This window comes from Bacillus sp. TH25 (assembly GCF_016650935.1).
GTDB lineage: Bacteria > Bacillota > Bacilli > Bacillales > Bacillaceae_G > Bacillus_A > Bacillus_A mycoides.
This window is the reverse complement of record NZ_JAEKEU010000009.1, coordinates 1,371,454-1,396,302: the sequence shown is the minus strand read 5'-3', so window position 1 is coordinate 1,396,302 and position 24,849 is coordinate 1,371,454. Positions and strand designations below refer to the sequence as shown.

Annotated in this window: 19 protein-coding genes and 6 pseudogenes; 15 read left to right on the top strand and 10 right to left on the bottom strand. The window is 34.9% G+C overall.

Features of this window, described 5'->3' with window-relative positions; all coding sequences use genetic code 11:
- Positions 1–271: 271 nt before the first annotated feature.
- A pseudogene (locus tag JFT89_RS11460) lies at positions 272–1,559 on the bottom strand (BC_2427 family protein).
- A gap of 127 nt (positions 1,560–1,686) precedes the next feature.
- A complete protein-coding gene (locus JFT89_RS11455) occupies positions 1,687–2,340 on the bottom strand; it encodes a CsxC family protein (protein ID WP_201040027.1) in 654 nt (217 codons plus the stop codon).
- Between the two features lie 38 nt (positions 2,341–2,378).
- On the opposite strand from JFT89_RS11455, the pseudogene JFT89_RS30645 reads away from it, so the two are divergent.
- Positions 2,379–2,585, top strand: a pseudogene (locus JFT89_RS30645) (acyl carrier protein); the annotation flags it as partial.
- Here JFT89_RS30645 and JFT89_RS11450 read toward each other — a convergent pair.
- On the bottom strand, positions 2,577–3,170 hold the full coding sequence (locus JFT89_RS11450; protein ID WP_274606660.1) for a hypothetical protein: 594 nt from the start codon (positions 3,168–3,170) through the stop codon (positions 2,577–2,579). The pseudogene JFT89_RS30645 and the gene JFT89_RS11450 overlap by 9 nt on opposite strands.
- Positions 3,171–3,545: 375 nt before the next feature.
- On the opposite strand from JFT89_RS11450, the pseudogene JFT89_RS11445 reads away from it, so the two are divergent.
- Positions 3,546–3,959 (top strand): annotated as a pseudogene (locus tag JFT89_RS11445) (gfo/Idh/MocA family oxidoreductase); the annotation flags it as partial.
- A gap of 151 nt (positions 3,960–4,110) precedes the next feature.
- A pseudogene (locus tag JFT89_RS11440) lies at positions 4,111–4,434 on the top strand (IS4 family transposase); the annotation flags it as partial.
- Here the strand turns inward: JFT89_RS11440 and JFT89_RS11435 are convergent.
- Positions 4,414–5,034, bottom strand: coding sequence for a response regulator transcription factor (locus JFT89_RS11435; RefSeq protein WP_201040003.1), 621 nt, complete (start codon positions 5,032–5,034; stop codon positions 4,414–4,416). The pseudogene JFT89_RS11440 and the gene JFT89_RS11435 sit on opposite strands and share 21 nt — an antisense overlap.
- Positions 5,035–5,311: 277 nt before the next feature.
- Here JFT89_RS11435 and JFT89_RS11430 point away from each other — a divergent pair, with 277 nt between their 5' ends.
- Complete coding sequence (locus JFT89_RS11430; RefSeq protein WP_201040002.1) at positions 5,312–6,079, top strand: ABC transporter ATP-binding protein; 768 nt, start codon at positions 5,312–5,314, stop codon at positions 6,077–6,079.
- Positions 6,066–7,943, top strand: coding sequence for an ABC transporter permease (locus JFT89_RS11425; RefSeq protein ID WP_201040001.1), 1,878 nt, complete (start codon positions 6,066–6,068; stop codon positions 7,941–7,943). The genes JFT89_RS11430 and JFT89_RS11425 overlap by 14 nt, the downstream gene beginning before the upstream one ends.
- A gap of 700 nt (positions 7,944–8,643) precedes the next feature.
- On the opposite strand, the gene JFT89_RS11420 is transcribed toward JFT89_RS11425, so the two are convergent.
- The gene (locus JFT89_RS11420) at positions 8,644–10,338 is read right to left on the bottom strand and encodes a CocE/NonD family hydrolase (protein ID WP_201040000.1); all 1,695 of its coding nucleotides are present in this window, start codon (positions 10,336–10,338) and stop codon (positions 8,644–8,646) included.
- Positions 10,339–10,652: 314 nt separating this feature from the next.
- Here JFT89_RS11420 and JFT89_RS11415 point away from each other — a divergent pair, with 314 nt between their 5' ends.
- Complete coding sequence (locus tag JFT89_RS11415) at positions 10,653–11,270, top strand: TetR/AcrR family transcriptional regulator (protein ID WP_016097066.1); 618 nt, start codon at positions 10,653–10,655, stop codon at positions 11,268–11,270.
- A gap of 240 nt (positions 11,271–11,510) precedes the next feature.
- Positions 11,511–12,428, top strand: a complete 918-nt coding sequence (locus JFT89_RS11410) for a LysR family transcriptional regulator (RefSeq protein WP_201039999.1) — start codon at positions 11,511–11,513, stop codon at positions 12,426–12,428.
- Between the two features lie 260 nt (positions 12,429–12,688).
- Here JFT89_RS11410 and JFT89_RS11405 read toward each other — a convergent pair whose 3' ends face one another.
- Together JFT89_RS11405 and JFT89_RS11400 are read right to left on the bottom strand one after the other, a co-directional pair.
- Positions 12,689–13,441: a hypothetical protein gene (locus JFT89_RS11405; protein ID WP_201039998.1), complete on the bottom strand. Its 753-nt coding sequence runs from the start codon at positions 13,439–13,441 to the stop codon at positions 12,689–12,691.
- A gap of 5 nt (positions 13,442–13,446) precedes the next feature.
- Entirely contained in the window at positions 13,447–13,740 is a 294-nt protein-coding gene (locus tag JFT89_RS11400) for a hypothetical protein (protein WP_201039997.1), read from the bottom strand.
- A 280-nt stretch (positions 13,741–14,020) separates the two neighbouring features.
- Here JFT89_RS11400 and JFT89_RS11395 point away from each other — a divergent pair.
- Positions 14,021–14,456, top strand: a pseudogene (locus tag JFT89_RS11395) (Tn3 family transposase); the annotation flags it as partial.
- Positions 14,457–14,837: 381 nt separating this feature from the next.
- On the opposite strand, the gene JFT89_RS11390 reads toward JFT89_RS11395, so the two are convergent.
- A complete protein-coding gene (locus JFT89_RS11390; protein WP_001025956.1) occupies positions 14,838–15,011 on the bottom strand; it encodes a hypothetical protein in 174 nt (57 codons plus the stop codon).
- 538 nt (positions 15,012–15,549) lie between these two features.
- On the opposite strand from JFT89_RS11390, the gene JFT89_RS11385 reads away from it, so the two are divergent.
- From JFT89_RS11385 to JFT89_RS11370, 4 genes are all read left to right on the top strand, one after another.
- Positions 15,550–15,900, top strand: coding sequence for a hypothetical protein (locus JFT89_RS11385; RefSeq protein WP_201039996.1), 351 nt, complete (start codon positions 15,550–15,552; stop codon positions 15,898–15,900).
- Positions 15,901–16,016: 116 nt separating this feature from the next.
- A complete protein-coding gene (locus JFT89_RS11380) occupies positions 16,017–16,289 on the top strand; it encodes an RHS repeat-associated core domain-containing protein (protein ID WP_201039995.1) in 273 nt (90 codons plus the stop codon).
- A 334-nt stretch (positions 16,290–16,623) separates the two neighbouring features.
- Complete coding sequence (locus JFT89_RS11375; protein ID WP_201039994.1) at positions 16,624–16,785, top strand: glycine zipper domain-containing protein; 162 nt, start codon at positions 16,624–16,626, stop codon at positions 16,783–16,785.
- Between the two features lie 363 nt (positions 16,786–17,148).
- The gene (locus JFT89_RS11370; protein ID WP_201039993.1) at positions 17,149–18,813 is read left to right on the top strand and encodes a M4 family metallopeptidase; all 1,665 of its coding nucleotides are present in this window, start codon (positions 17,149–17,151) and stop codon (positions 18,811–18,813) included.
- 286 nt (positions 18,814–19,099) lie between these two features.
- On the opposite strand, the gene JFT89_RS11365 is transcribed toward JFT89_RS11370, so the two are convergent.
- Positions 19,100–19,693: a TasA family protein gene (locus JFT89_RS11365; protein ID WP_016093942.1), complete on the bottom strand. Its 594-nt coding sequence runs from the start codon at positions 19,691–19,693 to the stop codon at positions 19,100–19,102.
- Between the two features lie 979 nt (positions 19,694–20,672).
- Here JFT89_RS11365 and JFT89_RS11360 point away from each other — a divergent pair.
- The 3 genes and pseudogenes from JFT89_RS11360 to JFT89_RS30240 all read left to right on the top strand — a co-directional run.
- A complete protein-coding gene (locus JFT89_RS11360; RefSeq protein WP_201039992.1) occupies positions 20,673–22,205 on the top strand; it encodes an alpha/beta hydrolase in 1,533 nt (510 codons plus the stop codon).
- A gap of 107 nt (positions 22,206–22,312) precedes the next feature.
- Positions 22,313–23,299 (top strand): choloylglycine hydrolase family protein, encoded by a 987-nt coding sequence (locus tag JFT89_RS11355; protein WP_002069031.1) that lies wholly within the window; start codon positions 22,313–22,315, stop codon positions 23,297–23,299.
- 156 nt (positions 23,300–23,455) lie between these two features.
- Positions 23,456–23,536, top strand: a pseudogene (locus JFT89_RS30240) (serine hydrolase); the annotation flags it as partial.
- A gap of 104 nt (positions 23,537–23,640) precedes the next feature.
- Here JFT89_RS30240 and JFT89_RS11350 read toward each other — a convergent pair.
- Positions 23,641–24,768 (bottom strand): FtsW/RodA/SpoVE family cell cycle protein, encoded by a 1,128-nt coding sequence (locus JFT89_RS11350; protein ID WP_002090536.1) that lies wholly within the window; start codon positions 24,766–24,768, stop codon positions 23,641–23,643.
- Positions 24,769–24,849 lie beyond the last annotated feature (81 nt).

Genomic DNA, 24,849 nt, shown 5'->3' with positions numbered 1-24,849 from the left:
TTACGCCAATTTTATGGCCGTTTTAAATAAGTGTTAGCAAGAACGTTTACAAACTTGTTAGCACTTTTTTAAAACATAAACCTGAAGAAATTCATACAATTAAGTAACTATCCTAGCTAGCAACAATATCATCCTTCATAAATATGAAAATGAATTCATTGAGGATAAACCGTATGGAGGATATTCTATAGCACTGAATGATTTACAAAAGAATAAGCATCGATATGCTACGAATAAAAATAATCAGCTAATCAAGGGAATATAATCATTTTTATGTAATTCGCACTTGTACTTCCTGTTCTTGTATCACTTGAATGATTAATTCTAATACAATATTTTGTACTAACTGATATACATTATCATGAAATGTACTTTGTTCTGATATGTATTCAATACATTGATATATATATCCTTCTACCAATAAGCTCCCTTTTTCAACTGTAAATTTATTTTGTCCATTCTTTTTTACTTTTGGTACTAAAAATTCGGTTTTTGTCAAAACAATCTCCTGTTCCACCTCTTTTATTCCTATGACTTTTTCTGTAAACACCACTTTTTCTCGTAAACTAATTTCACCTTTATATCTTCCTATTTCTATTGGTAGTCTGGCTGTTACATAATTATTTACTTCTCCCCCATTTTCACTCTCTAATATTATACTGTGGATAGGTATCCATGTAGATGTCTCTACCCGATTCTCTTCAATATTCCCTTTGACTTTTTGATTATATAATTCAACAAGCACTCTCTTTTCATGAAGATTTAAAGAAACTAATTTACAATAAGCCTCCGAATGATGCTGTTGCACTGTAGTTAATAACTTAGAATCTAGTTCACGCCCCTCCGCATCTTTTTCATTTCGAAATACAAATGCATCTTGATTTTTCACATTTATTTTTGGAAATACTTTAAAGCTAGACACTTCTGAAATAATAGAAAATGGAGTTTTCACTACCATTGAATGCACTGAAGTCTCTATTTTTGATCCTAAACCTATACTTTCTCTCTTTGATTCAGTTTCTACACTTTTTTTCTCTGATTCATTTGCTACTTCTTCTTTCTCTAATCCAATCACTCTATTTTCTTTTGCTGGTTCAGTCTCTTTACTTTCTTTCTTTGATTCAATTGCTATTTCTTCTTTCTCTAATCCAATTACTTTATCTTCTTTTTTTGACTCTGTTTCTTTACTTTCTTTCTCCAATCCAATTACTTTATCTTCTTTTTTTGACTCTGTTTCCTTACTTTCTTTCTCCAATCCAATTACTTTATCTTCTTTTTTTGACTCTGTTTCTTTACTTTCTTTCTCTAATTTAATTGCTTTATCTTCTTTTTTTGATTCAGTTTCTTCACTTTCTTTCTCTGATTTAATTGCTTTATCTTCTTTTTTTGATTCAGTTTTTTCATTTTCTTTCTCTATTCCAATTACTTTATCTTCTTTTTTAACTCTGTATCTTTACTTTTCTTTTTTCTCTTATTTCACGTGAATCATCTTGAACATTCAGCATTTTCCATTTGTAAACTTTGTTCCATATTTCTTTACCAACCCATGGCTTATTCATCACCATCCCCCCATCTGATGTAATTCCTAAAAATATGCTTTTTGTACGCGACCATTTCATCATTATATATGTTTTATAATAATAAAAAAGACATTGTCTTTTTAATAAAGACAATGCCTTTTTAGTTTTATACTTGTACTTGTTGTACTTGTAAAACTTTTAAAGTAAGGTCTAGTACAATTTTTTCACGAAGAGTTCCAAATGGCTCGTTTAATTCTGTTGGACAAGGTGAAAAGTCTAATTCGAAAAATTGAGCACTTACTAATTCGACATATGGTTGTTCGTTATAAAAAACTGAATTTTGGAAGAAGTATTTATCTAAACGTGGTAAATCGCCGTTGTTAGGATTAATAAAATGAGATGTAGTGTCTGAAGAAGCAGCTATTAAAGCTAGTGATAGAAAATCAGCTTCTGTTAGATCTGCAAAACCAGAAAATGGAACATTTGCAATGCGGTCATATAGAACTCCATTACACTCATCATTTGCATATTCAATATTTTTACGAATATACCCTTGTACAAATAATTTTCCTCTTGTAACTCGGTTGTAAGGTGTACCAACTACCGGAGTAAATGCTACAGGAACTAACTTACCCTGTGTTAAAAATACATTTTTTAAGACACGTTTAATCTCAGTTGCTGGAGGATCTAATGGAACATCGGCTTCTACAACAATTTGAATTGTTCTTTCCGCTAATACAACTGGTATTTTTACGATTGGTGCTCCTGGAGTAGTAATTGGTGTTGCTGCAGCATCACTTAATGGTGTTGAAGGAAATATTCATAGTAAAAATGATTCATAAAAAGGAGTGCATTTACTTGGAAGATACTAATAAAGAAAAAATTATTCAAATCGTATGGTGCTGTGTTGAAGAAGTGAATGAAAGTCTTGAAAATAAAATTGATCTTAAAAAAGGCTTGAAAGCACATCTTTATGATTGGGAAGGGTATTTAGATTCGTTGGGACTGGTATCTTTACTGGTAAGTATTGAACAAGGCTTAGAAGATGAATTGGGTTTATCCTTGCTGCATTGGTTTTTCTTCCACTTGAGCTTCTACTACCACTTGCTGCATCGGTTTTTCTTCCACTTGAGCTTCTACTACCACTTGCTGCATTGGCTTTTCTTCCACTTGAGCTTCTACCGCTACTTGCTGCATTGGTTTTTCTTCCACTTGTGGTTCTACTACCATTTGCTGCATTGGCTTTTCTTCCATTTGTGGTTCTACTATCACTTGCTGCACTGGACTTTCTTCCACTTGTGGTTCTACTACCACTTGCTGCATCGGTTTTTCTTCCACTTGCGGTTCCACTACCACTTGCTGCATCGGTTTTTCTTCCACTTGAGCTTCTACCGCTACTTGCTGCATTGGTTTTTCCGTTACTCGTTCACCCACAGTAGATTGCGTTACGTTCGTTCGTACCGCATGTCTTTCCATTAACTTCTTTCTGTCTTGTTTTAACATGACAACGTTAAATGGAACATGACGCTTTTTCTCACGTTTCGGCTCTTCTTTTTGTGCAGCAGGCTGTTCTTCAACAACTTGTTTCTTTTCTTCAGCTTCTTCAATTAAAACATTCGCAAAGCTTTGAACATCTTTCTTCGTTTGCATATGATTTCTCACTTAGGTTTTGTTCAGCCGACTTCACCTAGCTTCATACAATTTGCGTCTACTATCACGCCTTGCATGTAGGAGTATCAGATAAGTAGTTTCAGCTCAACCTGACGGCTTTCATTCCTACTTTCAGTCAATCCGTTGTTGTCATCAAATTGATAACCCTCCTATTTCGTGTTTGCACACTTATAAGGAAACGTGTCGCACAAATAGCGTTTTTGTTAAAACTATTTTCACTTTTTTACTGAACAAGCATATGTTATTGTATGGGATGCCACTCATAAGCTTAATTATCTAAGAGCATGCTTATATGTGTGCTCTTTTTTATTTACTATGAAATAACGTGTTTTTAAAAATTATCATGCAGTTGATACAGTAAGATGGCTAGCAAATGGTGATTTGGATGTGTTACATGGAACGGTAAATATTAGTAGTGAGAATTACCTAGTATATGCCGGACATGTTTATAAATCTAAGGAAGGAGTACCTTTCTTTACAGATATGCATAGAAAAGCGGGTACTAACCTTGAGAAGCTTGAACTATTAACAGATGGAGCAATTTTAAGGATTAAGAACATGAATACTTTAGAAGTTGAGTCTAATAATAGCCTATCTACTTCATTTTCTCCTTCTTGGGATACAACGTTAAAGCAAAGAGGGTTTGAAGATGCTGTACAGCATTTTATTGATTGTATTCAAAATGATGAAAAACCACTAATTGATGGATTAGAAGGTCTAAAATCTCAATTGTTGGTCGATCAATTATTAAGAACAATAGCTAAATAATTTCAAGCAAAGGCAATGGCATTTGTATTTAAATACAGGGTAATAGGGGTCACCATACATTCCCATCAACTCAAGCGATTTTAATACCCCTAAGTACCAAAAAACGTTATTCTTTCTAAAAAAGCTAGATTAGAAAGGATGGCGTTTTCTTATGAATATTTCGATTCAAGATGAACTACAATCATTTTCTGAAGAACTACAACGATATGTGACACCTGTATTTTTAGAAGAACTTGCAAGAGAACTAGGATTTATAAAGCGAAAACGTAAGTTTTCTGGATCAGACTTAGCTACTATTTGTATTTGGATTAGTCAACGGGTGGCAAGTGATCCTTTAGTTCGATTATGTAGTAGGCTTCATGCAGCGACAGGTACTCTACTCAGCCCTGAGGGCTTAAATAAACGTTTAAATGCGAAAGCAGTTTTGTTTTTAAAACATATTTTTTCTTTACTGTTAGAACAAAAAGTATGTGAATAAACACAAATTTCTAACCGTTAAGGTGTTTTCGTCCACGAATCTTTCATCAGCCCAAAGGCTGCGCATTATCTTTGTCCGGTTTACAACTGTCCCTTTATTTTGCATGAGAAGTTTTAAAATAATAAATTCATTTTTAGTTAGCGTAATCGTTTCATTCGCATAAGACACATTGTAGGTTTTAAGGTTGAGCACAATTCCATCATGCTCTATAACATTTAACTCTATATCTTCTATATACGTGTACGTCCTACGAAGAAGCGCATTAATTTTTGCCATTAATATATCTGTGTGGAACGGTTTGTTAATGAAATCATCTCCGCCCATATTCATCGCCATCACTATATCCATCGGTGTATTACGAGATGAAAGAAAGATAATCGGTGCTTTTGAAGTTTCCCTAATTTTATTACACCAGTAAAATCCATCAAATGACGGCAAATTAATATCCATTAACACAAGATGAGGACTCTCTTTTAGAAATACCGATAATACTTGGTCAAAATCTTCTACTTTTATTGTAGCAAACCCCCATTTTTCTATTGTTTCTCCCACCATTTCTCTAATCGTTTTTTCGTCTTCTACAATCATAATTTTCATGGTTATTCCCCCAAAAGCTCATATTATAGATAATTTGTGTTAAATATTGTGCGCTCATACGGTTCTAGAATACCCAAATTCGCATCATAGGACAAACTATGCCAGCATAATCGTCTATATCATATTATAGTGGAAAAAATAACGAAATAAGGGACATTTATTTTAAGGTGACAAAACTGTAAGGTTAGCCTAAACAACTGTAAGGTTATTGAAGGGTTACATGATATAGAATAAAGCCTGTAAGAAGAAAATAACTTCTTTAATGGAGGAATTATATATGAGATCAATAGTAGACGCAAAAAAAATCAAAAAAATGTATGGAGCAAGAGGAAATATATTTACTGCATTACATGATATTGATCTAACTGTTCACAAAGGTGAATTTGTTGGAATTATGGGGCCGTCAGGTGCTGGTAAATCCACGCTCTTAAATATTTTGGCGACTATAGATCAGCCGACGTCCGGTGAGATTTTGATTGACGGGACAAGCATTCTAAACATGAAAGAAGAACAACTATCCGCATTCAGACGGGATAAACTCGGTTTCATTTTTCAAGATTACAATTTGTTAGATACGTTAACAGTGAAGGATAATATTTTGCTGCCACTTGCACTCGCAAAAATGAATGTAGAAGAAATAGAAAACAGAGTCAACGAGATTTCGGAGCGTTTTGGTATTCGTTCCATTTTAGATAAATACCCGTATCAAATCTCAGGTGGGCAGAAACAGCGTACAGCTGCTTCTCGCGCGATGGTATCGAAACCAAGCTTAATATTAGCAGACGAGCCGACCGGCGCACTCGATTCAAAATCGGCAGCAGACTTATTGGAGAGCTTGCAAGACTTAAGCCTAGAAGATAAAGCCACCATCTTAATGGTAACACATGATGCATTTGCAGCTAGCTATTGTAAACGTGTGCTCTTTATTAAAGATGGCACTCTATTCACCGAACTCGTAAAGGGCGATTCTTCCCGTAAAGAATTCTTCAAGAAGATATTAGATGTATTGTCCATTCTTGGAGGTGGTACAAGTGACGTTATTTAGTTTAGCGAAAAAAAATATTAAAGGGAATTTAAATAATTACCTTCTCTACTTTTTCTCCATGGTGGTGAGCGTTGTAATTTGTTACACTTTCAACTCGCTATTGTATACACCAGAGATTAAAAACGCCGTTAATAATATGGAAGATACAATGTCACAAACCTCTTTCGTTTTAATAGGATTTGTAGCAGTTTTCATTGGATATTCTAATGCATTCTTCACGAAAAAACGTAAAAAAGAAGTAGGTCTGTACTCTCTACTCGGCGTGAGAAAAAAAATCATCGCAAGAATGCTGTTTTTTGAAAATGTAATTATCGGAGCTATCACTTTAATATGCGGGCTCGTATTAGGCATCATATTATCCAGATTGTTTATCATGTTGCTCCTTAAACTCGTAGGTGCTCCGGTCGATGTAGGTTTTAGTATTCCTATGGAAGCAATTATGACTACTACTATTACATTTACGGTCATTACAATTTTTACATCTCTTCAATCGTATCTTTTAATATATCGCTTTAAATTAATTGAATTATTCCAAGCAGATAAAAAAGGGGAGAAAGTACCGAAAGCATCTATCGTTTCTGCCTTAGTTTCGATCATTTTACTGGTAAGTAGTTATTGGCTTATGTTTAACGGGGCAGCAATGCTTTCTATGCCTCTTGTTGTTATTGGAACATATTTATTATTTCGTTCTTTAACTGTGTATTTGCTAAAGCGTGCACAAAAAAATAAACCGAACTACTATAAAGGGATTAACATCATTGGAACATCTCACTTGTTGTACCGTGTAAAAGGAAATGCCCTTATGCTTACAGTTATCGCATTGCTAATTACAGCAGCGCTGCCATATCTTCAGGCAAGTTTCTCTGAATACTCGATTACTGAAAAAGATGCTCATGAAACAGCTCCTTTTAGCTATATTCATCTTTCAAAAGACGAAGCGTATGACAATCAAATGAAACGTGTGATTTCAAAAGACAAAGATCATCCTATTACAGCGCAATTAGATATCCCGATTATTCAAGTGAAAGGGAATACTTCAGCACCATTCCAAGATAAAGATGACCTTTCCGTTAACTTGATCTCAGAAAATGGATTTCATAAAATGAACAAAGTTCTAAAATTAGGGGATATACCAAACCTATCTGGTGAGCAGGCTATCGCATTTAAACAATTCATTAGTCAACCAGCCTCTGATTTCATGAATCACCAAGTAAACATTCCATTACCTGTGGGGAATCATTCTGTAAAGCTTAATAAGTTAGAAAAAAAATTTGTAGGACTAACATCCGGTCCCGAACCTCTATACATTGTCGTTGATGACGCGATGTTTGACAGTGTTGCAAAACAAGTCAATCCAATCACATATAAAGCTTATAAAGTAGAGGATGAAAAAACAACAAAAGAAACATCTGATATATTAATGAAATTAGCTGGAGAAGATACTCAGATGCGTACGTTCTACCAAGAATATAAAAAAATAAAGGCACTTACAGGAATGAAAATCTTTGTAGTTAGCTCTTTAGCGTTAGTTTTACTAGTGGCAACAGGAAGTGTTATTTACTTCAAACAGCTAACAGAAGCACATTCAGATAAAAATCGTTATGAAATTTTACGAAAAATCGGTGTAAATAGAAAAGAAGTACGAACTACGATAGCAAAACAAACATTATTTGTATTTCTCCTTCCGTTAATTATTGGGATACTAAATGCAGGCATGTTAACAATGTCATTATCTTTAGAATATAGCATGGACATACAGCAAGATATCATTTCATTTATTTACGCTATGACAACGTATGGTGTGATCTATTTTGTTTACTACGTGTTAACCATTACTTCCTATAACAGAATTGTGAATAAATAAAAATGAACCATCTCTCGAATATCGGGAGGTGGTTTAATGTATTTAACAAAACAAGGTGAACAGTGAACTAATTAAAATGTGTCAAAAATATGTCTAAACGTACAATTTTCCCAAAATGGTGTTGTGACCCCATGCCCATCAAGCTAAGGTTTTGAGACGCCCCCATAACGAAAATTTTATCTTTTTACAGTTATTTTCGAGAATTCAGCTCATTTTTTTTATTTTGGGGAACAATTAATTTTTCAAGTTGATGGCGATGGGGGATGGGGTACCATCAGGAAATTGTGGCTTTACAACTCTAAGCCGATTTTCAAGACAGTTTCTCAACATGGAAAATAGGTTTAGCAATATATTCAAAAAGGACCGTTAGCCCCTTTTATTTGTTTGCTTATTCAATTATGGCAACCATTTAGCTTAAGTACGTTATTTTACAAACTTAAATAAAACAAGCCGTTTTCCTTCAGGAAACGGCTTGTTTATTGTTATGCGGCTAATTTTTCGGTTTGTTTTTTCCTTTTATTGAATTAAGTTTTAATGCAGAAGCAAGTACGACTAACATGCTAACTGCTTCATCCAAACAAAGGTAAATACTGAAGGATTCCAAGACAATTCTTTCATAAAAAAGAACAACTCTCGTAGACCTTGTACCATAAATCGCATTGGCAACCATAAGAAAAACGTACCATCAGGGAATATTTCACTAATCTTTCTTAGGAATCACCGGTACCAAAAGGAATGAATCATACTTCCCACCGGCATAAATCGAATGAGTTCCTTTGTTCACTGTTTTCGTGTGCCCATAACGTCTTGTATCCCCTGATGGGTTATCTTTAATAATAATCTCGCTGCCTTTTATGACCAGCACCAGACTTTCTCCAGATTTCAGAAGAATGCTTGAAGGCAATATTTCAATTTCTACCGGCACAATTTCGTCTTTATTAAGCTTCAATAATCTCTTATGCTTAAGTACCGGCTGATAAGGAGTAGATTTCTCAGTATCCAGCTCTCTATGGGAAACCCTCAGCCATCCATTGGCTACTTGACCATTTTCAATATGGTTAAAGTCGGGCAGGAACACTTCATTGCCGCGTCTGTCGTACTTCTTAATGCCGACAAAAATATCCATATCATCAGTGTCGTCGGCGGAGACCCAGAGCTTGAGCTTCATATTACCGGTGAGCTCCATGTCCTCGTCAGCAGTAAATTTAAATCTTAAATCACTGTTTTCTGTCTGACCAGGTTCGGCATTATAGGTAAGTCTGGTTTCGTTCTGAACGGGAGCCTGCTGCAGGGACATTTCTTCGCCATTCAGATATTGTTTGGAATATCTTGTTTGAGCTATCGGCCACTCATTCGCGGTGCGAATGTGTCCCTTATAGAATTTCTCTCTGACCTCGTAGCGTACCCGAGGTGTATCCATCCAATCATTCTCAATACCTTTCAGGAAATAATCGAAGAATTCCTTCTGCTGTTCCAGCGATTCACGCAAATAGTAAGTTTCCCATTCCTTGCGGCCATGAACCAGCAGCCACTTGTCTTTGGATGAAGCCTGTTTAAAGCCTTCAAAGGTACCACGGTTATGCAACCCTTGGGTGGACCAGCTAGCGCAAACAAACATGGGTACCTTGATATCGGACAGAATAACCTGTCTTTCCTCCCAGTGCTCATCGAGTAACGGATGTTCTGTTTGCGCCGCTACCATTTCTTCTATGTTGTTATTTGGCCACCGGGTATGTTGCAACTTCTCGAAATCAGCTGAGAAAACTGTTTCCGGTATTCCGCCGTGAAAGTACCATTCCCGGTACAGATCAGAAGTCCCTTCCCACGGGATGATCGCCTTCAGATGAGGCGGATTCATAGCGGCCACCCGCCATTGAGTCATGGCCAGATATGACACACCGTTTAGTCCCACATTGCCATCGCTCCACTCCTGAACGCCGGCCCATTCGATGACTTCATAATAATCTTGAGTTTCCGTTTTCGTCCAAGGATAGAGGTCACCTTCCGAATTTGAACTCCCCCGCGTTGCGATTTTAATCAATATATAATCGTTTGGAACCCAAAAACCGGGATCAGGTGACTCAAATGGGGCAAAAAGGGATGTAACGATAGTACCTACCGTCGGCCAGAATTGACGAAAAGTATCATAGGGGGGTAAGCCATCTTTATTATATGGATCCATGCTCATTACCACCGGAAACTTCCCTGGTTTATTCGGACGGAAAACATTGACGTATATTGTGACCCCATCTCGCATTTTGATGGGGACGTCCTTCTCCATTATCATCTCTTGATTTCCATAATGCGCAGTAGTCATGACTATTTTGTTCAAACCTAGTTTAGTGTCATTTGGATGTGTCGGTTTCAGATCAGGGCGACCCAAGAATTTATTCATTTTACATTACTTCCTCTCATTTAGAAATTGACTGCTGGAGCCCATAAGCTTCTTTAATTTTATAAGTAGTATCCCAAACTTTGGGTGAAAAACTGTGCTTATTTGAAATCGAATTTTCTTAGCGAATATTTTCGTTATGTTGTCTGTATCCCCTCCTAGATGTTAAGTTATAATAATTAATGAACAACCTGTTGTGTATCACATTTCAAATTATAAAATTAGAATAAGTTCTGTTCAATAATTAAAAATGGTAAATGTGTTGGTTATGGAACACATTTAATAATTGTGTTGGATAAAATTAAGGAGGAATTTACTTGCGTAATATTAATGCTGATTTACGTGTCATTCGGACAAAAGAATCAATTCGACACGCACTAGTAGAATTAATAAATGAAAAAGGGTTCGAAGCAATTACGGTTAAAGACATTGCAACTAGGGCGAAAGTTAATCGAGGCACATTTTATGCGCACTATCAAGACAAATTTGATTTAATGGCTAAATGTGAGGAGGAAATTATGCTTGATATGGCCAGAATTACAAAACAAAACTACTCAAGTGTTATTGCCGCACTTGAAACTGACTCTCAGACTTTGATACCATTTTCCTTTACAGTTTCGTTATTTGAGTATTTAAATATAAATAGTGGATTTATGAAAGCTGTGTTAGGTCCAAAAGGTGATTTATCATTTCAAACAAGACTGAAGGAATTTATGTGGGAAACACTCTATGGAAATAATCCAACTGCATTTGTAAAGGAAGAAAATCTCCTTGTTCCAGGACAATATTTAGCTTCTTATATGGGAACTGCAATAATAGGGGTAATTCAACAATGGTTGGAAAGTGGCAGGAAAGAATCTCCTCAAGAAATGGCTCGTATTCTAACGACCATTACGGTTAATGGTCCCTTCTTTGCAGCTGGTTTAAAAAAGTAATCCTCGAAGAAAAAAGGACACTGAATTTTAAAAACAGATACTGTCCCTTTATTTCAGTTAGCCCTTCTGAATTCTGATATAAAAACAGCTACCTATTCTATTGGGAACGGGATATATCTGAGGAAAGCAGCTGTTACTGTAAAGATTGCCGATATATATATAAATCTGTCCTACCCGACAGGCTCTACAAACTAAGCCGCCTGTTAAGGGTGAGCAAAAAATATGGAGAGGTTGTCACGTATGAATTTACTGAGTCTGAGATATTTTATTTCTGTGGCAGAATATTCAAGTTTTACGAAAGCATCCGAGCACCTATATGTAACACAACCAACTTTAAGTCGACAAATACAGGACCTGGAAGAAGAGTTAGGGGTACGACTTTTCACGCGTGGCAGGCACTCGCTAACTTTAACAAAACAAGGGAATCTCCTTTTGCATGAAGCAACGGAAATTATACGAAAATGTGATAATATTCGAGAAATTGTGAAGCAGGAAGAAGGTGATGGCAACGTAATAGGATTGCTGAACATAGGATATCAAGGGTTCCTTAATACCAAGCTCATGCATCATACACTGAAAACTGTAACAAAAAAATATCCGCGCATTGATTTTTCTCTTTCACGAGGCAACCCTCCGGAATTAAGACACCATCTTTTAATTAACAAATGCGACGTGGTATTTGCATTACATACATCCGTTGCCTCTATTCCGAATATAGAATGTATAAAACTCCAAGAGAATGAAATGCAAATAGCAGTTCCTCAGAGCCATAGATTGTCAAAGTACGACTCTATTAATATGAAAGAATTAGCGAATGAGAATTTTGTAATGCTTGAACGTAAAATATCTCCATTTACCGTAGATTACGCTACCAGTCTTTGTATGAAAAATGGATTTTCGCCAAATGCTTCCTATTACGTTAATGATGCAGAAAAAGCATTACTTTTAGTTGGTTCAGGAAAAGGCATCGCCTTTCTACATTCTACACACAACATAAATCGTCCCGATGAAACCTATGATATTAAGGTGTTGCGCATAGAAGGAATCGATAGCGATTTGGATTTCGTATTAGCATTTAAAAGAGATAACACAAATCCCATCATCCCGATATTTGTTTCTGAATTAATAAGTTTCAATGAACCCATAAACTCACATTGATGTGACCTAAGTTCGGTGTAAACTCTGCATGGCGAAAAATAGAGCAAGATATAATGGGGGCTTGGAAGCTTGTTGGCTTCCAAGCCCTGTGGTCACATATCCTAGCTGTATGTTCTGGTTGCGAATGATTTGCCGTTCATGTAATTTCTTCAATCAATCATTGCGATCCCTATTGAATCATCACCATTGTATGAGAGACTCAAGTGCACATGGATTATTTCACGGCGGGAAAGAGGGCGTCCATTCCATTAGTCCAGCTTTTAGTTTTGTTGGCCATCAACAGTTAAGCTACCTTCACGGATCTCAGCGGCCGCCAAGAGCATCCAGTTGCGGAACTCGACTGAGAAATGCTGGAGGTGCTGGTCGATGGCATCAGGCGCACTCGTCGCAGGTAGGGTAACGGATAGCTCTACAGTCATGCCGCCGCCGGCTTCGCTAAACATTGTGGAAATAGAACCGAACACTGTCCCGTCATCGTCGAGAGTGAGGAGAGAGTGGCGTTTGCCGATGCTGTCGGTGCCACCGGCAGGCACTTCGCTCTTGTCCCAACTGCCCATGTAGAAGCCAACGACATGGTCTCCGAGTGTCTCGACGATGTGCGGACCATTCGGGCCGGACATGATCAGGTAGTGCTCGGGATGGGCGGCAATGAGGACGTCCTCTCTTGCGAATGCGCGGTTCATCCAGGCGGAGAAGTTGGCTGCGGTGAGTCCGGTGGCTTCGAGCGTGATAATGCCTGTTGCCTGCTTGCCGTCGGAGCGCTTCACGTGGTCACGGAAAAGGGCATTTCCCTCCGCGATCTGCTCGCTCACAAGAGCATGCAACCGATTATAACCAAGGTTGCCCTTGATGAGGCGCAGTGCTCGACGGGCCGATTCGAGTTCGTATCGGTTGATGTTCTTATCATCGGGCTCGCCAGCGATACGGACTGATGCCATTGGGGCATTGTCGGCTGTCATAACGTGTCCTTTTTCGTCGTTTTTGATGGGTAATCCTTTTTGATTTTCGCTCATAATGGTTAGCTCCGTTCTGTGAGTATGTTATTTTGCAATATATCAGAGGCACGCTCTGAAAATAAATCCAGAATTATAGTTCTTATTCTAATCCGTAAAGTAAGTATGATAAATAAATACAGCATTATGGTAAAGGTATTTGGTAAGACTTTTGGTAATATTTTATGGTAAACCCTAAAAACTGCGTTATCAACAAGCCTTATAGTTACAAGATAAATTACAAAAACAATGGTTTTTGGTAACAAATATTGGAATTCTCCTGGAATTTCTCCAAAATATCTAATTACTTTGCGTTTCATAGCAGCTATCCTGTCTCTAGGCCAAGATGGAAAGTCCTTCATACATAGGATCATCAAAATACCTCTGGGGAAGAGTGCTCGTACCAATAACTGAGACGGAGCGCGAAAGTTTTTGTTCCATATTTCCCCTCCTTCCTTTGTTATGAATTAACTATATCTTATAGACAATATCCTGTGAAATTGTCTTTTTGTATATGTGAATACCCTTCACAACTTTGTATTCATTAAACGTATAGGTGAGGGTTGCTCAGAACTTTTCCGTATTAAAATTCCACCCCATACCTACTACACAAAGATTCTTCATACTAATTCAAAGGATGCAATTCATATTCTAGATGGTTTATTTCACCATGACGAATCTAAACATAGAGGAACATTATACAGACACAGCTGGTTACACAGATCAAATTTTCGGATTGACCCATTTATTAGGATTTAAATTTGCCCCAAGAATAAGAGATTTATCGGACTCGAAATTATTTACAATAGATAAAGCAAGTGAGTATCCAAAATTAGAAGTCATTTTACGTGGACAAATAAATACAAAGGTTATTAAAGAAAATTATGAGGATTTTTTGCGATTAGCTCATTTTATAAGGGAATGAACAGTTTCAGCAGCCCTTATTATGGGGAAACTAGGTTCTTATTCAAGACAAAACAGCTTGGCTACAGCTTTACGTGAAATGGTCCGAATCGTGTCTGAACGTACAATTTTCCCGAAATGATATGGTGACCTCTTATAGGGGACAACATATTATTTTCATTTATTGAAAAATTCACATAATTTCTACAAATATTTTCTTTAAAAGGAAATATTTGTTATATAATAAATTTGTCAAAGTAGTTTCTAAATAGTTTACCCTGTCATTTCTGTTAAGATGATTTGTTTTGCCCTTGTAGTTACATTATCTCAAAGAGAACTTGTAGAGATTCCTACAAGTTCTCTTTGTTTTTCTAATAAAAACCGAAGGTAAACTAATATTCACAAGTTTACTTTCAAAACACTATAAATAAAGAGCTCGAGAAATCTATAAACAAAAATAATACATACTGACGATATTAAAAAGGCAAGCATCAAAATGTGCTTGCCTTTTCTTCTAACGACGATGTTCTACAAGATCAATTACACCTAAAACAACGTGAGCTAAGCCAAATCCAAATACTGTATTTGCAATCATCTTATTAGATCCACGAGTTTGCTTCAAGGCATAACCCGCAGCTGTAACTGCTGTACCTAATGTAGTCGGAATTAATCCTTCACGAATATTCATAGTAACGTCCTCCTAGTATCGCAGTTAGTAATCCTGTTTTAATACTTTGGACTTAAAGTATTAAAACAAGTATTAGTATTTTCCTGTCATGTGAAAATATGTGGATTTATTTAAAATATTTTCTTTTTATTATACCTTTATGAATAGAAAAACTCCTTCCATGATTTACGAAAGGAGTTACGATACTTTGAAAGGTTATTTTCATTTTAATATAGGAGGAAAAAAACTTGTATTGATAAAGTGTAACTTTTCGAATAGTTTTTATTTTTATACATCTAAAGATAAAATAATTCTTTATACGTCTGTGAAGTGTTTCAAAAGGTACAACTTTTAAAACATGTTTAATGTTCATGTAGTGAAAACGAGTTTTACAAATGTATGAAAATAGCAAATTGATACAAATCAGCTGTATTATTTCATTTATCTCAAAAAGAACTTGTCTTACCATCTACTAGACGATAAAAAGGTATAAGCTTACACAAAACAGAAGTAATATCGTGGTACGTAGTAATTATTAAATTAAAGGGGAGAGATAAGGATGGTTACTAATAAATCAAATGATTCTGAAAAAGAATTAAAACCTTTGGATATTGACATGATTGATATGGAAGATGCAAGAGAAGGAGTTCAAGTTACGATACCTGCCTATACAAACATGAAAGCTGGAGATACAATTCAACTTTATTGGGATGGTTATGAACTCGAACATAATTTACATAAAGATGAGATTAACAACGAATTTTCACTTGAATTTACAATACCTCCACAAGTTATAGCAGCTAATATGGGGCAAACGGTTCAGGTTTCATATCAAGTTACTCGTGGTAATAGAGAATATAGTAGTGAACCACTTACGCTTAAAGTACCTGTTGATTTAGAGGGCGAGTAACAAAAACGTTTATTTTATCAACATTGAATAATAGCTATACAATTTATAATACTAAGTAACATCCCAATTAAATAATGGTGATATGAGTAGTTTTTATAAAAGGTGGTAAATCAAAAATGACAAATTCATCCGAAACACAAAAGGGATTTCCTTTTAGTAAACCAGAAGTAGATAATTTAGAAGTACAAAAAGCACTTGGATTTGCAGGAGAACAGTTAGAGCAAGTAACTGGACACTATCTTTTAGGAAATGGATACCGTACGTATAATCCGGTCTTGATGCGTTTTCATTCACCTGATAGCTTCAGTCCTTTTGATAAGGGTGGCATAAATGCATATGCATATTCTGAAGGTGATCCAATTAATTATAAGGACCCTACAGGTAATTAGAGGTTTTTAAAACAATTCGATAATCGGCAAGATTATCTTAAGTCTATACGTTGTATAATTGTCCCCTTAATAGGTTTTTTTTTACGTACCCCTTAATATAAATTTATCTCAAAATTCGGATGTAAACTTTTAGCCATTAGTTTACTTTCACACACCTAAAAACACTAACTTTATTCTAATTCTCCTGGTATCCTCAAAATAGAAATAAAAGTATACATTCAAAATGATAAAATACTATTATATAATTAAAATATTGTGTTTATTTATCTTCACGACATTATCAATATGGCATTCATTTAACATTCATACTTCTGATGAAGGGAGGTTTACCTTTTTGGATAAAAATATACAAAGTCATGAAAAAACGGTAATTGAAATTTCTATAGGAATGTGTTTGGGGACAACTTTCGGGTTGCTTATTAATAACCTTGCTCTGGGGATGGTGATTGGCATTACTATTGGATTTGGAATTTCTAAAATAAAACAAAAAAAATAACTTTATTTATACTATACAACAGCAATAGAATAACCCCTTACTTTTGAAGTGGTAAGGGGTTATTCTTATAAATTTTAACTTGATGGGCATGTATGGTGACCCCTTTTTCGGAGGATGGGCAACGATTCCCGATTAAAATTTATACACTATGCAAAATTGCATAGTGATTATGAAAACCTAGAAAACTCAGCACTTTAAGGTCCTGTACAATCCAAATTATAAGTAAACAGGTATAAAAAATATGAATTATTTCCCATTTATTACAATCCCCTACCTTTACAGAATCTATATATAAAAATATAATTTTCAAAAAATATAAATATTCTGTCTAGAACAGGATGTAAAAACAAGGGAGAAGAAAATATGAAAACAAAGAAACAAAGTCTAGCAGTTTTATTGTCGGCTGGTGTTATTGCTACATCAATTAGTTTACCAACACCTAGCTATGCCGCTACATCAAGTAATGTGCTGTCTACAGAGAAGTATAATGAGGTCATCAAGTCTCCAGAGTTTATTTCTGGACAGCTGACTACACCATCTTCAACAAAAACTGAGGATGTAGTATTTCGATATGTTGATGAAAATAAGGACAAATATAAACTAGGTACAAAAAGTGCTAAAGAATCATTCACTGTAAAGAAACAAGAAGATGACAAGTTAGGTGCAAAAGTTGTTCGATTACAACAAACATATAGCGGTGTTCCAGTATGGGGATCTACACAAGTTGCACATGTTGATAATAAGGGAGTATTAACTGTTTTTTCTGGAACCGTAATTCCTGATTTAGATAAAAAATTACAACAACCAAATCAAAAAGTCTCTGCTGATGAGGCAGTGTCTATTGCTGAAAAAGAACTAAGTTTTAAACCAAACTATGATGTGAAACCGACATCTGAACTTGTAGTATATGCAAAAAATGACACAGTATCCTATGCATATCATGTTCATTTAGGATTTTTATCTCCACAACCAGGTAACCATGATTATTTTGTCGAAGCAGAGACTGGAAAAATCTTAGATCATATTGAAGTTTTACATGCAGCAAGCACCCCAAAAAATATTATTGGGACAACAACAACGGGAACAGGAAAAGATTCATTTGGAAATACAAAAAATTTGAATCTCTTACAATCTAATAATACTTATTATTTAGTAGATCAGACCCGTGGAAAGGGAATTTATACGTATGATGCACAAAATCAAGGAAGTGATGATGACACTTCGTTTCTCCCAGGTGTCCTTTTAAGTAATAGCACTAACAGTTTTACAAGCAAAAATGCACAGGCAGCTGTGGATGCTCATACTTATGCCGGAATTGTATATGATTATTATAAAAACGTTCAGGGAAAAGATTCCTATGACGGAAATGGGGCCAAAATTGTTTCATCTGTTCATTTTGGAAAACAGTATGAAAACGCATTTTGGGATCCAGACCTAAAACAAATGGTTTATGGAGATGGAGATGGATCAACACGTTCATTTACAGCCGCAATTGATGCTGTTGGTCATGAACTAACACATGCAGTAACAGAATCATCATCCAACTTAATTTATCAAAATGAATCTGGCGCACTTAATGAATCAATGTCAGATATTTTTGGAACATTAATCGAATATTATAATAACTCTAATCCCGATTATCTAATTGGAGAAGATTTATTCTTCCAATCGGGACAAGCCCTTCGTTCTATGAGTGATCCAACACAATACGGTGATCCAGACCATTATTCTAAACGTTATACAGGAACGAATCAAAGCAAATTAGTACACACAAATAGTGGGATTATCAATAAAGCAGCGTATCTTGTTGCAGAGGGTGGTACTCATTATGGAGTAACTGTGAACGGTATTGGTAAAGATAAAATGGGTAAAATCTTTTATCGCGCAAATACTCAATATCTCACAGAATCGGCAACATTCTCTCAGACAAGACAAGCCCTTGTACAGTCAGCCGCAGATTTATATGGAACACAATCAGCTGAGGTTACCTCTGTAACCAAAGCATTTGATGCTGTTGGTGTTAAATGATTTGGTTCTGGTGCAGCTCTTGCAAGTAATCTCCTAAACTTGGACATACTGATAGTATGACTCTAAAAAAGAACTTGTAGTGATTCCTACAAGTTCTTTTTGTTTTTCTAGCTCAACACAAAATACAACGTTCAAACAACCGTATACCTTGAAAATAGCATAAAAAAATACAAAATGTTAATTTTATAAAAGCCATTGATATCATGCGCAAATACTAATATCAATGACTTTTGGTATAGATGTGTAGTAATCAGTTTTACTTTTTACCAACAATATGTTCGTAAAATTATCTTTCTTGTCCCTCTGTTTGATTGGCTTGGAACTCCATTTTTAGTGCAATACTATCCCCCTGGAACACGTTTTGATCCATTCCGTTGTCTTCAAATATAAACTTCATCCAAAACCAATCCATTTTCCCAGACTTTAATCCCCCTGTTTCAGCCCACTTAGGATGAAATACTTTTTTGGAGGCAATTTCTGGACTTTGTGATTTTAGTTCTGCAAGAGTTGTTTCGTGTACAGGGCTTTTTGCTGGATCCCAATCCCAAAGAAATTGTACTTTAATATATTTGCCGAAATCCTCTGTATTATTATTTTGTTTTAAATCGTTTACAGTATAATCAATTTTCATCATGATATCTTTAATATCTAATGTACCACTATTTGTTAAATTGAATTTCTTTAATATTTTGTCCCCGGGTTTCAAATTTCCTAAGTTAAGTGAAGTAGTTGGTTGCATAGCTAAATCTAATGTACCTGCAGCAAATGTATTATTTGTTACAGCTTGATCGCTAAAATATGCATATGTTCCCCCACCAATTAAAGATAAGCCAAGAGCGGCTGAAACCACTCCAACACCTAATTTCTTTTTCAATGACATTTTTTTGTTCCTCCCATATCATTTTTATAATTTTTCTCCCTAATTAACTGAAAAGCTCCCCTTAATATAGGTATAACACTAATTGTAAAAAATTTATATTAAAATCAAAAAATTACTTATTGAGAAAATTATGTTGTCGTTTAGCTTTTTGATAGTTACGAAATGTCCCAAGATTGGTATCGTATATATTGTTTAAATACGTTATCAAAACTTCTGTCAAAAACAAATTAGTATTAACTAACCTTTATGATTAGAATTTTTATTTCTTTAGGCTTATTTCATTGTCCCAAAAAGTACGCCTTTTGAAGTAGTTATATTTCTATAAAAATCAATGTATCGAAAGGTTCGAGATAACATTTTGAAGGACTTCAAAAATACATAGACCTTTTGAATCATATATGAAATGTTGGGGGAAAAGTTTTCCTTCAAGATAATGTAACTCTCATAACCTATCCAAATCATTACATTTATATTAACGAATTAATACGAATGATGGTATAGGTCATTAGGTAAGAATGGGAGCATCTTACACAAGATTAAATGGGGTGAGTTCTGTAAATCTATAAAATCTTAGTTTAGACTTTCTTGTCTAAATAGTTTGGAGATTCATGTCCTTGTACAACAATAGTAGGGGAGTCTACCTTGCATTTACCAAGTGTTCGTTAAATTCTCATTTAGCGAACACAATAATTATAAGAATCTATAGTCGATTGTCTGCTGACGATCGACTTTTGAGTTAATCAGCACGAAGCACATGCAATAAATAATTCTGTTTTAGATAACATCCATCTAATCAAAAAATCGAGTTATAAAAAGAGGGGGAAGGCATTTTTTATTGAAGTTTGTTTATAATAGTTTTTTAATTTGTTAGGGGGAATCGTAAAGTAGATTATTAATCTCTTTGATAATTTTTATTTCCCTTATAGTATTTGGCATACTGTATTAAAAATTTTAAATTTTGAAGGGAGAATCAATAAATATGGGCAAGAAAAAAAGAATAGGTAATAAGTTATTACTTGTCAGTGCAATTTGTACAATAACGATTCCTTCAGTTTCATATGCGGAGGAAGTAACTTTACCTAAAAATTTCGCGATTGCTTCAAGTCTGTATGAGGAACGGAATATGGATGTATTGAAAACAAGTGTATATCCCAATACATATAATAATCCGTTTAACCATCAATTTATTCCGACATTAAAGGAAACAAACACAAATATAAAAAAAGTAGACAATATTGATGATGAAAATCCTATTATATCTACTACTCTTTCATTTATTCGCCATATGAATAGTGAAGATTATAAATCTGCATTTGATTTAACCTCAAGGTCATTACAGAAAATAATATCGGAAGAATGGCTGAAGGGCTATTGGGAGGGACTCCCATTGCAATTACAAGCAGGTTCTTTTCTAGGAATTGGAGAGGTAATACAAAAAGAGACAAATTCCGTGCATGCGAATGTAGAAGTTAAATTAGTTTTTGAACAATTTACTGTACCTTTACTAATTAAACTAGATCCATCTGGAAAAATAGACGATTTTCAACTCAGCATGTCGTTTAGTCCTGTTGCAGAGCGTCCATCATATAGTAAGCCTGAATCATTTGTTGATAAAGAAGTAGTAGTTGGAAGTGGTGCATTTCCATTACCAGGAACATTGTCTGTTCCAAAAGGTAAGGGTCCTTTCCCAGCGGTTATTCTTGTGCAAGGATCTGGAGCAACCGATCAGGATGAAACAGCGTTTGCTTTAAAACCATTTCGCGATTTAGCTGAAGGTCTTGCCTCGAAAGGAATTGCTGTCCTTCGCTATAATAAACGAACTTATGAACATGGATTGAAAACACAATACAGTCCTTTTTATACAGTTGATAAAGAGACAACAGATGATGCTCTTCTTGTGACTCATTTTCTTCAAAATGAACCTATGATAAATAAGAATCAAATTTATATTCTTGGTCATAGTCAAGGTGGACTGATGCTTCCGAAAATGATTGAAAAAGACCAAAATCACAATATAGCTGGAGCAATTGTGATGGGAGGACCAGCCCGTACAATCCAAGATGTTGTTTTAGATCAATTCGAGTATCTTTTTTCTATTGGAGCAATGAAATCGGATGAATATAAATTTTACAAATCGCAATTTGAATTATTAAATGATCCCAATTTCTCTAGTCAGAATCCTCCAAAAGATTTTTATTTAGGATCAGCAGTATTTTGGGATTCTATTCGTAAAATTAAAGCAGCAGAAATGTCAAAAGAACAAAAGACACCGCTTCTTATTATTCAAGGAGAAAGAGACTATCAAGTTCAATCAAAAATCGAGATTCCTCTTTGGAAAGAACAATTAAAAGAGCGAGATAACGTTGATTATCGACTATATCCAAAGTTAAATCACTTCTTTACAGAAGGAGATGGGGAGTTAAGTAAACCGGATGAATATTATAGTCCTGCTAATATCCCTGAGTATGTTATAAATGATATTGCTGCTTGGGTGCAAGGAAGATCGAAATAAAATTAGCAACCATATTTTTTAATAAAGGTCACGATACATGCCTATTAACTTAAGGATAGAAATTAAATGGTTTTTGTTCAAATAAACTAAATAAAGGGGTGTTCTTTATGTGTACCAGTTTGACATTACAGACAAAAAGCGGTCAGCATCTTTTTGCAAGAACGATGGATTTTACATTAGATTTCAATCAAGAAGTAATAATAGTTCCTCGAAGTTATCAATGGAACAATATAACTGGTGAAACCATCGAGGCGAAACAAGCTGTTGTAGGGATGGGGATTAACCATCAAGGAAGGATCATCCTGGCGGACGGAGTAAATGAATCAGGTATGACATGTGCAACACTCTATTTTCCAGGATTCGCAAGTTATAGTAACAGTATAGATGAAAATAAAACGAATCTGGCTCCATTTGATTTTGTGGCATGGAGTCTCACACAATTCAATTCTGTCGAAGAGTTAAAGAACTCTGTAGATAGTATTTCCTTTTTGGATGTACCATTACCTGTTTTAGGGGTTACTCCACCGCTACATTGGATTTTAGCGGATAAATGGGGAGATTGTATTGTACTAGAGCCGACAACTGAAGGATTAAAAATATATGATAATCCTCTTGGGGTAATGACCAATAGTCCTGAGTTTAACTGGCATTTACAAAATTTAAGACAATATATCGGTCTTAAATCGCAGCCATATGCGCCAACACAATGGGGGGATGTACCATTAAGTGCTTTTGGACAAGGTTCAGGTTCGATGGGACTCCCTGGGGATTTCACCCCACCATCAAGGTTTGTTCGGGCAGCGTATGGCAAACAAAATATTCAAGGTATAGATAACGAAGAAGAGGGCATATCGGCCATTTTTCATATCTTATCAAATTGTGAGGTTCCAAAAGGTGGAGTAATAACGGAAGAAGGTACATTAGATAATACCATTTATACAAGCGCAATGTGTATGGAGTCTGGTACATATTATTACCATACCTATGATTGTAGACAAATTATAGCTATTCATTTATTTCATGAAAATTTAGATACAGATGAAATTAAAACTTATCCGTTCCAGCGGAAACATAAGATACTTTATGAAAACTAATCAGATTTGGAATAACATGAAAAAAGAAAACTTAATTAAGTTTTCTTTTTTTATAGGCGATACGACAATACAAAAGTGGTCCAATTAAATTCAATATAAGAAAAATAACAAGTCAATATATTTCTAATCATTTTAGGTGAAGGGTATGTGATTGAGATGAATAATACATATAATGAAAAGACACATACATCGATTAAACAATTATTTAATAAGTTTTCACCAAAAGCTCCTGCCTTTTTTGGTATTAAAATTAATATTCATACAGTTAAAAACCTAATTAGAAATTATTTGAACATAGATTGCTCAATGAGGTTAAATTTTATAATCTCTAAAAAATAGAATTATATATTATAATTATTAAACTTAATTTTATTGAAAATTGAAATATTAAGCAATATTCCTATTGCTATTAAATTGACCATTAAAGAACTTCCACCAAAACTAACAAATGGAAATGGGGTACCAGTAAGAGGAAATAGTCCCGTAATACCACCTAAATTTACAATGGATTGCATACCAATCATACATCCTATACCAATTGCTATAAAACTTCCGAATGGATCTACACATAGTTGTGCAATTTTTAAGGAACGAAGAACGATAGTCAAAACCCCTGCCAATACAATAAATACACCAATAAACCCTAGTTCTTCAGAAACTATTGCCATTATAAAATCAGTATGTGGTTCTGGAAGATAGCCGGTTTTTTGAATGCTATTTCCGAATCCACGTCCAGTAATTCCTCCAGAGCCAATGGCAATAAAAGAATTTACAAGTTGATATCCTTTTCCTTGCGCATCAACAAAAGGATTGAGAATTGTAGTAATACGTGTCTTTTGAACTTCTGACAAGCTAAATTGAATTAAAAAGTATAAAAAAGGTAACCAAAAAATAGAACCGATTATAATTCTTTTAATTAATAGATTTACATTTATTCCAGAGCAAAGAAATATGCTAAAACCTATACCTAATATTAAAAGTGCAGATCCTAAGTTTGGCTGTTTATAGATTAGGAAAAAAATTGCAGCTAAAAAAAATAAAAGTTTTCCGCTACCACTCCAAATATTTTTAGCTTGTTCTTGTCGTAATGCAAAAAAACGGGCTGTTACAAGTATTGTTCCTAATTTAAGAAATTCAGCTGGCTGTATTCCAAAGATCCATGATTGAGCATTATTTACCACTTTTCCTTTCCACAAAACCATAATTAATAAAAAAATTCCCCCAACCATAATACAGATAGAGACTATTCGTTTTTTCCATATTTCATAAGGGAGAATAGCACAAACTATTAACCCTATTGTTCCTAAAAATAGCTTTGTTAATTGAGAATCAACAAAATGCCTACTGTTATAACCGTAATGTTGAACAGCAACAATGGAGCTCGCGCTATACATCATGATAATACCTAAAGTACATGTTATGAATAGAGGGAGGAGCAATAGATAATCGAGTTTTAATATTTTTTTCATTTTAATATCCTCCTGATTTACATTAACACTTAATATCACATTTGCTAATGAGTAGAATCTTGTTCTCATCAACTACTAAAT

Bases quoted from the DNA above. Each gene is read 5' to 3' on its own strand.
- JFT89_RS11450 (WP_274606660.1), bottom strand. From the start codon at position 3,170: ATGCAAACGAAGAAAGATGTTCAAAGCTTTGCGAATGTTTTAATTGAA.
- JFT89_RS11435 (WP_201040003.1), bottom strand. From the start codon at position 5,034: ATGAAAATTATGATTGTAGAAGACGAAAAAACGATTAGAGAAATGGTG.
- JFT89_RS11430 (WP_201040002.1), top strand. From the start codon at position 5,312: ATGAGATCAATAGTAGACGCAAAAAAAATCAAAAAAATGTATGGAGCA.
- JFT89_RS11420 (WP_201040000.1), bottom strand. From the start codon at position 10,338: ATGAATAAATTCTTGGGTCGCCCTGATCTGAAACCGACACATCCAAAT.
- JFT89_RS11410 (WP_201039999.1), top strand. From the start codon at position 11,511: ATGAATTTACTGAGTCTGAGATATTTTATTTCTGTGGCAGAATATTCA.
- JFT89_RS11405 (WP_201039998.1), bottom strand. From the start codon at position 13,441: ATGAGCGAAAATCAAAAAGGATTACCCATCAAAAACGACGAAAAAGGA.
- JFT89_RS11400 (WP_201039997.1), bottom strand. From the start codon at position 13,740: ATGAAACGCAAAGTAATTAGATATTTTGGAGAAATTCCAGGAGAATTC.
- JFT89_RS11390 (WP_001025956.1), bottom strand. From the start codon at position 15,011: ATGAATATTCGTGAAGGATTAATTCCGACTACATTAGGTACAGCAGTT.
- JFT89_RS11385 (WP_201039996.1), top strand. From the start codon at position 15,550: ATGGTTACTAATAAATCAAATGATTCTGAAAAAGAATTAAAACCTTTG.
- JFT89_RS11380 (WP_201039995.1), top strand. From the start codon at position 16,017: ATGACAAATTCATCCGAAACACAAAAGGGATTTCCTTTTAGTAAACCA.
- JFT89_RS11370 (WP_201039993.1), top strand. From the start codon at position 17,149: ATGAAAACAAAGAAACAAAGTCTAGCAGTTTTATTGTCGGCTGGTGTT.
- JFT89_RS11365 (WP_016093942.1), bottom strand. From the start codon at position 19,693: ATGTCATTGAAAAAGAAATTAGGTGTTGGAGTGGTTTCAGCCGCTCTT.
- JFT89_RS11360 (WP_201039992.1), top strand. From the start codon at position 20,673: ATGGGCAAGAAAAAAAGAATAGGTAATAAGTTATTACTTGTCAGTGCA.
- JFT89_RS11355 (WP_002069031.1), top strand. From the start codon at position 22,313: ATGTGTACCAGTTTGACATTACAGACAAAAAGCGGTCAGCATCTTTTT.
- JFT89_RS11350 (WP_002090536.1), bottom strand. From the start codon at position 24,768: ATGAAAAAAATATTAAAACTCGATTATCTATTGCTCCTCCCTCTATTC.